This window comes from Streptomyces globisporus, from assembly GCF_003501885.1.
GTDB lineage: Bacteria > Actinomycetota > Actinomycetes > Streptomycetales > Streptomycetaceae > Streptomyces > Streptomyces globisporus_D.
Window position 1 is genome coordinate 1 of the sequence record NZ_QWFA01000199.1, and the last position, 11,756, is coordinate 11,756.

2 protein-coding genes and 2 pseudogenes are annotated in these 11,756 nt (G+C 72.9%); all 4 read left to right on the top strand.

What is annotated here, in order from left to right; genetic code table 11:
* Positions 1–1,263: pseudogene (locus tag D3105_RS28105) on the top strand (AAWKG family protein); the annotation flags it as partial.
* A 174-nt stretch (positions 1,264–1,437) separates the two neighbouring features.
* Complete coding sequence (locus D3105_RS28110; protein WP_118905782.1) at positions 1,438–1,893, top strand: YbaB/EbfC family nucleoid-associated protein; 456 nt, start codon at positions 1,438–1,440, stop codon at positions 1,891–1,893.
* Position 1,894: 1 nt separating this feature from the next.
* Positions 1,895–2,278, top strand: a complete 384-nt coding sequence (locus D3105_RS28115; RefSeq protein ID WP_118905783.1) for a hypothetical protein — start codon at positions 1,895–1,897, stop codon at positions 2,276–2,278.
* Between the two features lie 90 nt (positions 2,279–2,368).
* Positions 2,369–11,756 (top strand): annotated as a pseudogene (locus tag D3105_RS34985) (hypothetical protein); the annotation flags it as partial.

Here is an 11,756-nt window from a genome sequence, read left to right on the forward strand (position 1 = left end):
TTCGACCCCGACACCGGAGAGCTGACGACCACGAACCCGGACGGTTCGACGAGCACGGTGGATCTGGGCGACGGTGCGAGGATCACGAATCCGGACGGCTCGGTCACGTCGCTGGACCGGGACGGGAATCTGACGACGACGTTCCCGGACGGTTCAAAGCAGGTCGTCGATCCCCGGACCGGGGAGACCGTCACGACGAACCCCGACGGCAGTACGTCGACCAGCAATCTGGGCAACCTGGGCGGTCTGAACGGTCCCAACGGTGGGCTCGACGGGCTGGGCGACCTCGGTCTCGGCGGCAACGGCGACGGACTGGAGACCCCGACGGGCGGGCGCACCTCGCTGGGCCCCGACGGCGATCTGGACAACGTGTTCCCGGACGGCAGCCGCAGCTCGTTCGACCCCGACACCGGAGAGCTGACGACCACGAACCCGGACGGCTCGACGAAGACCGTCGACCTGACGCACGGCGCGACGGTCACCAACCCGGACGGGTCGAAGACGGTGCTGGACAACGGGATGCTCAAGACGACGTTTCCGGACGGCACCACCCAGATCGTGGACCCGGATACCGGGCGTACGACGATCACCGACCCGGATGGCAACACCCGCACCGTGGACCTGGACGGGCTCAACTCGGACCTGGACCGGGAGACCCGCGACCGGCTGGACCTCGACAACCTCGGGCTCAACGGCAACGGTACCGGCAACGGCTCCGGGGGACCGAGCACCATCTCCCGCGACCTGCCGCTGTCCGACCTCGGCCTCAACAACGGTGGAGGAAACTCCGCCGGCCTCGACAACAGCCTCTCCGCCCTCGGGGGCGGCCCGCTCGGCGACGGCTCCGGCAACGGGCTCCCCCCCGGGCAGACGCCCGCAGCCCCCGGCCAGACACCCGGCGCCCCGGGCAGCCCCGGCATGCCCGGCTCGCCGGGTATGCCGATGGGCGGCGCGGGCATGGGGGCCGGCGGAGCCGGGGAGAAGGGCAACGGCGAACGGGTGCGTGCCGTCCTGGTCGACGCGGCCGAGGAGAGCGAGCGCCGCAAGCGCCGACGCCGCGGGGCCTGGAACCGGCAGGAGGGCGAAGATACCTTTCTGGCCCCCGCCCCCCGGCCCACGACCACCAGCAGCGGTGGTGAGACGCGGGGCGAGGAGGAGCAGGACAGCGGCCGGCGGACCACCAGTTCCTCCGCCTACCTGGAGGAGGACGAGGACGTCTGGGGGACCGAGGAGGGCGGCAGTCCCGCGGTGATCGGACGGTGACCCCGAGGATGCCGCGCCCCACGGGGCCGAAGAGACGTATCCCATAGGGATGGTGAGCCGGACCCGCTTTCCTTACCGGGCGGGCATGAGCAGAATCAGCAGAGTTGATCATCGTGGGGGCCGGCCCGGCCGGCCCGCACGAGGGACGACACGGAACGGAGAGAGGACCAAGGCGTGCCGGAACCTCTGGAGAAGCGCCTGGAGACGGCGATGGCCGAACTCCAGCAGGCCCAGGAAGCCATCGCGCGGACCGAACGCGAACTGCGGCAGGCATCGTTCGCCCGCGTCTCCTCCGACCGTGCGGTGCGCTGCACGGTGGGCCCGCAGGGGGAGTTGACCAGCCTCGAGTTCCTTGAGGACAAGTACCGCGACATGTCGCCCCAGGCCCTGGCCGCCAGCGTCATGGAGGCGGCGAGCGAGGCCCGCATCGCGATGAACCGGCATGTGATGAAGGCGATGATGCCGTTCACCGAGCCGAGCAGCGCGATTCCGGAGCTGCCGGGCTTCGAGGTGGACTGGGAGCGGATCTTCGGCCCCGAGGTGCTCCGCGACGACGACGAGGAGCGGTCGCAGCCGGACGGTGACAAGGCCGCCTGGCGGGACGCGCTCGACGAGGACGGTGAGAACTGAGATGGCCGGACGCTACTACTTCGACCCGCACCGGGTGGCTTCGTTGACCGAGCAGCAGGACCAGATCGCGGATCTGGCCATGTCGATCCTCAACGAGTTCCGGGACGACGTGTACGGGACGGCGGGCTGGGTCGGCACGGCGGCGGGCACCGACGAGATGAGCCAGAAGGCCACCGAGCGGGACCGCGAGGAGACGCAGAAGGTCACGGAGACCATGACCGGTTTCCGGGACGCGCTCAGCGCCAGCACCGCCGCGATGAAGGACCAGATCTACCTGGTGCGCTCGACCCGCGACACCAACCTCGAAGGCATCAGCAAGTACAGCAGCCGGGCCGAGGCGAATGGTGTGTTCGGCGACGACACGGGCGGGCATGGCCGCCGCTGATCCCCGTGCCGAGAGCCGCTCCCGCAGAACCCGGGGAGCGGCCGCTCCGGCCTGCCCGCGCACCACCGGGGGCGGCCGCAGTTGAGCATCATGCCCACGCCGGAGATCAACGCGATGATCTTCGCGCTGACCGGGGAGTTCCTCACCACCATCGACGAGGACCTGGCGGACCGGAGCCAGTACAACTTCACCGGCATGGCCCGCAAGATCGAGCAGCTGTCCGCGCTGATCGAGAAGTCGGTGCACGACATCGCGCAGGCGATGCCGGACGAGCTGTCGGGCTCCTACAAGCAGGCGATGGGCGCCCTCATCGACGATCAGGGCAAGAACTACCTGCTGGAGTTCACCAAGCAGCTCGACGAGATCGGCCGGGGCCGCCGCAAGACCGGCATGGACGTCATGGAGTCCAAGTGGCAGGTCATCGCCGAGATCGTCCGGCTGCTCATCGAGATCGCGATCTATCTCGCGCTGTCCTTCTTCACCGGTGGCGCCTCCGCCAGCCAGATCCTCATGGCGAAGCTGCGCAGCCGGTTCGTGCTCCTGACCCTCTTCAGCCACCTGCTCAAGCGACTTCACCTGATGCCCGCTCTGAGCGAGGCCCTGGCGGAGGCGTTCACCACCTTCGCCGTCCGGCTGGCGATGATGAACTTCGCCCCCGACGGCCGCCGTCCGGACGGGATCGACTGGGGCGACATCGGCAAGGCGGCCGCCTTCGGCGCGGCGGCGGGGTTCTTCACCAGCCTCTTCGAGAACTGGGCGAAGAACATCGTCAAGAGCTACGACACCAACTTCCTCAAGGACGGGCCCCTCTTCAAGGACAAGCCCGATCCCGGCCCCGACCTGAAGCTCGACACCCCGAATCCGAAGCCCGGCCCGGACACGCCGAATCCGAAGCCGGACCCGGACGGCCCGGCCCCGGAGCCGAAACCCGAGCCCGAGCCGACTCCCGAACCGACGCCGGGACCCCGGCCCGGCCCGGAGCCGGCCCCCGAACCGAGGCCCAACCCGAATCCGGACCCCGAGCCGGCCCCGACCCCCGGCGGCGGGCCCGAGGACCGCCCGCGCCCCGACCTGAACAACGACCCGCCGCCCTTCCTCCGCGACCGGCCGTTCACCTTCCGCTACGACCCGGCCGTCTGGCGCTCCAACCCCGACCTGTGGCGCAACTACCGCCTCCTGGAGAACAACGCCGACCGGCCCGGAGCGCTCGCCGGGCACTACGGACTCAAGGGCGTCCTCGACTTCGCCGCGGCCGGCGGCGGTGAGTCCGTCGGCGAGGTCCTGATCAAGGGCGCGTTCGAGGGCGACTTCTCCTCCAACTGGACCACGTTCGTCGGCGCGGGAGTCAGCAGCAAGGTGGAGGGGGGCCTGGCCGACATCGCCGTCAACACCGGCAACGAACTCCGCACCGCCATCGAGAACCTGCGCAACCAGCCGCCCACCGTCTCGGGCGGCCCGGACACGGAGGACCCCGCCCGGTCCGGCGGCGACGGCCGCACCGGCGGACCGCCACGCACGGAATCCTCGGGCGGCGACGGCCCCGGGCTCGGAGCACCTCCGCCCCCCGGCTCCCCGGAGACCACCGGCCTGGACGAGTACACCGGCACCCCCTCCCCGCGGCCCGACCTGGCGGAGAGCCCGCCGCCGTACACGCCGCAGGACCCGCCCGCGTACGTCCCGGTGGACCCGCCTTCGTACACGCCGGGCCCGCTGCCGGTGACCGCCGCGGAGGACGCGCTGTGGCAGCAGGTCCACCAGGGACCGCCCGAGCTGCGCGAGCAGGCGCTGCGCGACCTCGCCGCCATCCGGGGCGAACAGCCGCCCGGTCCGGCCGAGATCGGCGTACGCGACGGCCTGTACGACAACCTGTCCCAGCGGGCCGAGGTACGGGTGGTGCCCACCGGCAGCGGGCCCGCCGCGGAGATCGACGCCGACGAGGTGCGCCGGGCGCTGGAGAGCTTCGGCACACCGGTGACCGTGGACCCGCCGGCCGTGGGGGAGGGGACGCCGACACCCCCGCCGGGAAGCGGTGCGCCGACAGCTCCGGACACGGTCGGCGACGGCCCTGCGACGCGTGAGGCGCCCGGCGACGGTGCGGACGGCCCGCCCACCGCGGACCGTGCCCACACGGATTCCGGCACCGGTACCGGTCCGGGCTCCCGTACGGAGACGCCGCCGCTGACGGTGATCGTCTCGGACACACCGCCGTCGCCGGCCGACGGGTCTCCCGAGGCCGCCGCGCTGCTGGACCACGCGGGCGCGGACCGGGCCGTCGTACTCGGCCCGCCGACCGGGACCGACGGGACGGGGCTTCCGGAGCGCGGCGCGTTCGAGCTGACCCGCGAGGGGCCCGGCGCCCCGGTGCAGGTCCGCCCGCTCGGCGGACCGGAGTTCGTCGAGGGCCCGAACGGGCCGGTGAACACGGCGTTCCCCGGAGCGAACGTGCTGCTGCCCCTCGCCGATGCCCTCGGCGTCCCACCCATCGCGACGGCCGCCCCGCCGCCCACCACCACTCCGCCGCCCGCGTCGACGCCGCCGTCGCCGGGGTCCGCCTCGCCGGGGCCGCGCCCCGTCACGGAGGGGGGACCGACCGGCGAGCCCGGCACGGACGCCGCACCGACGGCCACCCCCGACGAGCCGGAGAAGGCCGCACCCGAGGCCGAGCCGAAGGTCACCACCGACGCTTCCGCGACCGGCCCGGATGCCAAGCCGCCGGTGGTCGCCACCACTTCGCACAGCGCATCGGACGTGAAGCCGCCTCCGGCTCTCACAGGTCCGCCGCCTGCCGACATCAAGCCCACGGCGGTCACGACCTCTTCGGACACCGCGCCGGACGTCGAACCGCTGCCCGTCACCCCGTCGACCACCCCCACGACGAGCACCGGCGTGCCCGCCGCCTCCAAACTGGCCGCCGACGCCAGGCCCTGGACCGAGACGGCGGCCGACCTGCACCTGGAGTCGGGCCGTGGCGACGCAGACCCCACTGCCACACCTCCGGCCGCGCCGCCCCCGCCCGCACAGATCACCGTGCGCCCCGCGGACCCGGCCCAGGGTCAACCCCGGCACACGCTCCGGGACTTCCTGCCCGAGGACCGGTGGTGGACCTTCTACATCGACCCCAAGAACCACCAGGCCGCGCTCGAGGCCTTCCCCGACGACCCCGGCTCCTACTACGACCACGACCGCTCACCGGGCTTCCAGCAGGGCATGGTGTCGGCGTACACGCAGTTCCTCGGCGATCCCGCCACCGTCGCCACGCCGATGGACTCGACCTCGTACCGGACCATGCACGGGCTGGCCACCGGCCACCTCGGCCGGACGATCGGCTGGTCCGGCGGCGGCGCCACGCAGTTCCCGCTGCGGGGCGAGACGCTCGCCGACGACATCTTCGACGAGCGCATCGGCGACCAGCTGCTGGTCTACGACACGACCAGCCGCGACTGGTCGACGCCCCTGCCCAAGCCCCGGCCGGTCACCATCCTGACCCGGTTCATGCACAACAACCCCTCGTTGGCGACCAATTACGGAAAGAACGCGGCCCCCGGCCTCGTCGACACGCTGTTCCAGCAGCACTACGCCCGGGTGTCCGACCCCGACGCCGACGACGCGGCCAAACTCGCCTCCATCGTCCGCACCATCCGGGCGCTGCACGTCGTCCACCCGTTCCAGGACGGCAACCTCCGGTCCAACGTGCAGATCCTGCTGCCGAAACTCCTCCTTGAGCAGGGCCTGCGCCCCGTCGTGCCCGACAACATGTACAGCCTTTTCCAGGGCGGCCGCTCCGTACCGCAGATGGTCGAATCCCTGATCCGCAACGGCGCGCTGGACACCGGAAGGCCGCGCCCGCCGCTGGGCGAGACCGCCGCCGCCGTGAACCTGGAGTCGCGGCGGGACAGCGTCACGGACCCGGGCGACGCCCCGGTCGCCCCCATCGCCACGAGCAGCAGCTCCGACGGCGGCGGCAGCACGCCGCCGCCCTCCGCGGCCGGGCCCTCCGTCACCACGCTCGACCGGAAGACGGTGCCCTTCAGCGAGCTCCGGCGCTTCGTGCCGCAGGCGGCGATCGCCCCGCAACCCGGTGCGGCCGTGCAGACGGTGACCATCTCGCAGAGCCCGTCCGAGGACGGTTCGGCACGCAGCGCGGGCCGTGAGGCGCTGCTCGGCCAGGACAGCTTCCGCGGGGTGCGCACCACACCGGCCGAGCCCGCGCCGTCCGGGACCTCAAAGGCGCCACCCGCTCCCCGTACCGTCTTCACCGGCCCGCCGACCGCGCTCCCCGGCTCCGGCACCGAGCGGGGCGCCGACTACTTCGTCGGCCACGGCACGCCCCGTACCGTCACCCTCGGCACGGACAACGCCGCGTACCCCACCGTCAAGGTCAGCGGCGTACAGCTCGGCGAGGTCCTCAAGTCCTGGGCACAGGACGGGGACCAGGACCGGCCGCTGGTGCTGTTCTCCTGCGAGACCGGGCAGCAGCCGAAGATCGCGGGGCTGCCGGTCGCCCAGCACGTGGCCAACCGGACCGGGCGCCCGGTGTACGCGCCGACCACCGAAGCGGGCACCGCGAAGGACCGGGACGGCAACGTCCGCGCGGTCCTCGGCGAAGGCCCCGACGGGCCGGGCCGGTGGCGGCTGTTCACCCCGGAGCCCGCCGGGACCGCGCTGGACGACCTGGCGCGCGACGCCGGACTGCACGCGGGCCCGGATCCGGCCGACGCCTTCGCCCGCGCCCGTACCCTCCAGCAGATCCGCACCCTGCGCGAGGTCCTCGGGCCGGACGTCGAACGGCAGCCCGGCAACCGGGAGTCCCTGGCGGCCCTCGCCTACGTGGACGGTCTGCGCTGGCGTGACCCGGGCACCGCGGCCCGTTACGGCGACGGGCGGATGACCCCGGGCCTGCTCGACCGGATGGTCACCGACTGGCACACCGCCACCAACGGCACCACCGTCGACCCGGCCGGCGGCCCCACCCCGGAGCAGTACACCGCGTTCCTGGAAGCCGCCGCCGGGCTGCGGGCCGGGGCGACTCCCGAGACCACGCTCGACGCGCTGCTGCCGCCCCCACCGCCCGAACTGCCCCCGGACACCCTGATATCACAGCCCGACGTCCTCGGCCTCTCCTACGCACGCTCCGCGCAGATCACCTGGTCCCTGTCGAACGCCCCGCTGCCACTGTCCGAACTGGGCCTCGGCCCCGCCGACACCGCCGAGCTGGCCCGCCGCCTGCACCACCCGGAGCTCGCGGCCGCGACCGGTCCGCAGGGCGCGCCGGGGCCCGAAGGAAGCCCGCCCCCGTCGGCGCTCCCGGTCAACTCCCTTGCCGTCAACGCCTACACCGCCCGGCACACGTACGGCATCCCGGAGAAGAACTTCGACAAGTTCCGTGACCTGGCGCGGGAACGGAATGTGGTCGTGGATGTGCGGCCGACGAATCCGTCGGCGCCGAGGTGGCTGGATGCGGGGGCGATGCCGAAGCCGCAGGACATCAAGGCGAAGACGGTCAACGAGGTCGACGTCCTGCTCGGCGCCGACGCCGGGACGATCGGTCTGGTCGGCTATTTCCAGCCGGTGCTGCCCGCCGAGGGCTCCGTTCCACACGGTGTCCGGGACCGGGTGGTCTCACGGTTCAACCAGCGGTCGACCGAGTTCCGCGAACTGGCCGGGAAGATGGCCCAGTACGAGGCCGACGGCCGCTTCGTCGTCCAGGACGGCGTCGTCTACGGTGTCGACGACGCCGGTGACCGGCGCCCGATCACGGGTGACCACGATGTGTTCGACGTGTCGTCCCCCGACGGCTCACGGCTCTCGCATCCCGACCACGACGCGCTGATCGCCGAGATGCGGGCCAAGGACATGGCCGTCGTGCACGGCGCGCACATGTTCTGGAATCCGCCGACCGCTTTCGACAAGTCGGTCTTCGACAAGATCGTCGGCTCCCACCACGGCCCCTCCGGCGAACCACTGCTCCGCTTCACCCCCAACAGTGACCATGCCGTCCTCACCTGGACGCAGAAGCTCAAGCCCGGACAGGTCGACTCCTACACGGCCCGGCACACCTACGGCATTCCGGAGAAGAACTTCACCAAGTTCCGGGATGTGGCGCGGGAACGGAATGTGGTCGTGGATGTGCGGCCGACGAATCCGTCGGCGCCGAGGTGGCTGGATGCGGGGGCGATGCCGAAGCCGCAGGACATCAAGGCGAAGACGGTCAACGAGGTCGACGTCCTGCTGGGTGCCGATCCCGGAACCGTCGGACTGGTCGGCTACTTCCGGCCGGTGCTGCCGGACCAGGGTTCGGTTCCGGTGGATGCGTGGGACCGGGTGGTGTCGCGGTTCAACCAGCGGTCCACGGAGTTCCACGAGCTGGCCGGGAAGATGGCCCGGTACGAGGCCGACGGCACGTTCACCGTGCACCAGGGGATCGTGTTCGGTTTCGACGACGCGGGCGGCCGTCGTCCGATCACCGGTGACCACGACCTGTTCGACGTGTCCTCGCCGGACGGTTCCCGGATCTCGCCCGTGGCCCACGACGCGCTGATCGACGAGATGCGGGCCAAGGACATGGCCGTGGCGCATGGCGCGCACATGTTCTGGAATCCGCCGACGGCCTTCGACAAGTCGGTCTTCGACAAGATCGTCAGCTCCCACGAAGGCGCGTCCGGCGAGCCACTGCTCCGCTTCAGCCCCGGCAACGACCACGCGGTCCTCGTCCACCCCGAGCCCCGCCCGGGCACGCCGCCCACCCGGCCGGAGAGCATCGCCGAGGACATGCAGCTGTCCGGCAAGGACACCAGGGCGCCCGGCCTCGCGGACACCGTCCACGCGGACGGCCGGGCGTTCCGCAGAATGCCCGCCCGGGGCGACGGGGACTGCCTCTTCCGCTCGCTCCTCGACACCGCGCGCAGCCACGCCGTCCCGCCCCCGTGGGCCGCGCGGAACGTCGCCGGACTCCGCAGCCTGCTCCGCGACCGGCTCACCGGCTCCGAACTGCTCGCCCCGGACGTCGAGGCCACCCCCGACCCGGTGCTCGCCGTCGTCGACGACCTCCGGATGACCTCCCTGGCCGGGGTAGGGGACCCGGAGGCGCGGGAGCGGATCGGGCAGCGCTGGGACCGGATCGAGCAGGCGGTCGTCAAGAACGGCGACGCACGCCGGTGGCGGAACATCCTCCGCGACAGCGGCTACCCGCACCTCGCCGACGTGGCGCCCACCCCCGCCGACGCACGGAAGCTCGGCACCGACGGGCTGATCCTCACGGCGGCCGAACTCCCGGCCCTGTGGTCCTCGCCCTTCGCCGACGCGCTCCCGCTCGCGCTGGCGCACACCCTCGACATCGAGCTGCGGCTCGTTCGCCCCGACGCGTCGGCACCGGCTGGCACCTCCGTCACCCCGCTCAACCCGGGCGGCAGGGGCGGCACCCTGCACGTGGCCTACAACGGCGCCGACCACTACGACGCCCTGGTCCCGGCCACCGCTCTGCGCGCCACCGTCGCCACCCCGGCTCCCGCTCCCACACCCGCCCCGGCCACCGAGACCCCGGCCGGCTCCGACGTCTTCGGGGAGTGGCTGCGGAGCATGGGCGGCGTCACCGATCTGGACGCCCCCACCGAGGGGAGCCCGGATCGCGGCGATCCCGTGCCGCTGGAGACCCAGCTGGAGCGGCACCGCCCGGCACGGCTCGTGACCGGCGAGGACGCTCCGCCGCCGGGCCCCGCCCCGCGCACGGTCACCTTCGACGACGGCAGCCGCCTGCCCACCGTCCTGATCAGCCCGGACGCCGATCCGGACGACGGCTCCACCGGCCCGGGCGCGCCGACCACAGCCGGGACGCCGAGGGCGGGGCTCCTCAACGGCCCTGGCGTTCTCACCCTGCGCTCGCCCGAGCAGGTCGCGAAGGAGGTCTTCGACCAGCTGCCCAAGAAGCTCCGTGCCCAGTTCGACGAGGCGGAGCTGCTGCGCCTGCTGAAGGACCAGCCCGGTGCGTTCACCGCCCCGCGTGGCGCCCGCTTCGTGGGCCGGGAGAAGTCCGGGGTCGGCCACGAGATGACCGTCGAGGCCGTTCCGTACCACCGCTGGGAGCGTTTCGGCGAGGTCGGCGGGGGCACCGTCCGGCTGGACACCATGCGGCGCGGCCAGTCCGGTACGGGCGGCGGGCGCAGCGTCGGCGTCGGCCGCCGGGTCGCCGCCGCCCTGGGCATGGGCCCGCCGCTCAACTGGATGCTCAAGATCGGCGTCTCGCTGGGCTGGACCCGGAAGACCGACTACACCCAGGGCACCCAGGCGTACCACCAGAGCGAGTACCGGGCTTTCGAGGGGTCCCACCTGCATCTGGACGACGTCCACTACCGGGTGCGCGTCGAGCGGGTCACCGAGGCGCCGAAGCCCCCCGCGCCGACGGCCCCCGGGCGCGTGACCCCGCCCGCCGCCGCGCCCCACTGGCAGCGCAGCCAGGTGCATTCCGCCGCCTTCGCCATGCGGGACGGGCTGAGCTGGCGGCTGCCCGACGACCTCACCGTGCCCTTCACCGGGCCGAAGCGCGCCCCGGAGTCCCTCACCTTCCCGGACGGGGCCGAACCGCGGATCACCGACACGACCGCCCTCCACCTCACGGACCCGCCGGAGGACATCGCGATCGCCATCTCCGGTGCACGGCCTGGCAGTTCGGCCCACCGGACGCTGATCTCGTACGTACGTCCCGGGCGGCTGCTCGGCCTCTTCGGGAGGCTCGCCGGACCCGTCAGCGGACCCGAACTGACCCGGGGCAGCGGGCAGCACCCGCTGGGCCATCTGATCGTCGAGCGGTCGATCCCGCACCGGGCCACCCTGGTCACGGAGTCGGTCAAGGCGGAGGTCCGCGACCTCACCCAGACCACCTACCAGAACCAGCGCGCCCACGTCCGCGACACCCGCCTCGGCGTCCAGGTCACCGCCGGGCCGCACCACGCCTTCATCGGACCGGAGACGGATGTACGTCTCCAGGGCGGCCCCCTGGTCCGTACCGATCTCAGCGAGGGCCGGGGCCACTACCTCGGCTCCGACGCCGCCCGCAAGGTGACCGGCCGCGTCCGCAACCACCCCATGGCGCTCTACCGGGTGGAGCGCACCCTGATGGTGCGGAAGGCCGGACAGCCGGCCTCCGCCGCCCGCCCGGTCCGGGTGGTCAGCCTCGACTGGTACTCCACCCAGGACGCGCGCCGCCTCGCGGGCTGGGACAGCCGTACGCCCGGAGCGACCGGCCCGAACCCGGACGCCGAGCCGCCGGAGCCGTGGTACCTCACCCGCCGGGACCCGGTGCACCTGGGCGGCCAGGTCCGCGCCGAGGGCTTCGTACCCGACCAACGGCCCCCGGCCCCGGCGACGACCACGCCCGCCCCGGCCACCACGACGGTGGCCCCCGCTCCGGCTACGACGGCGACGGGCACTCCCGCCCCGGCTCCGGGCACGGCTGCGCCCACCCCTCCCCACCCCCTGAAGGCCT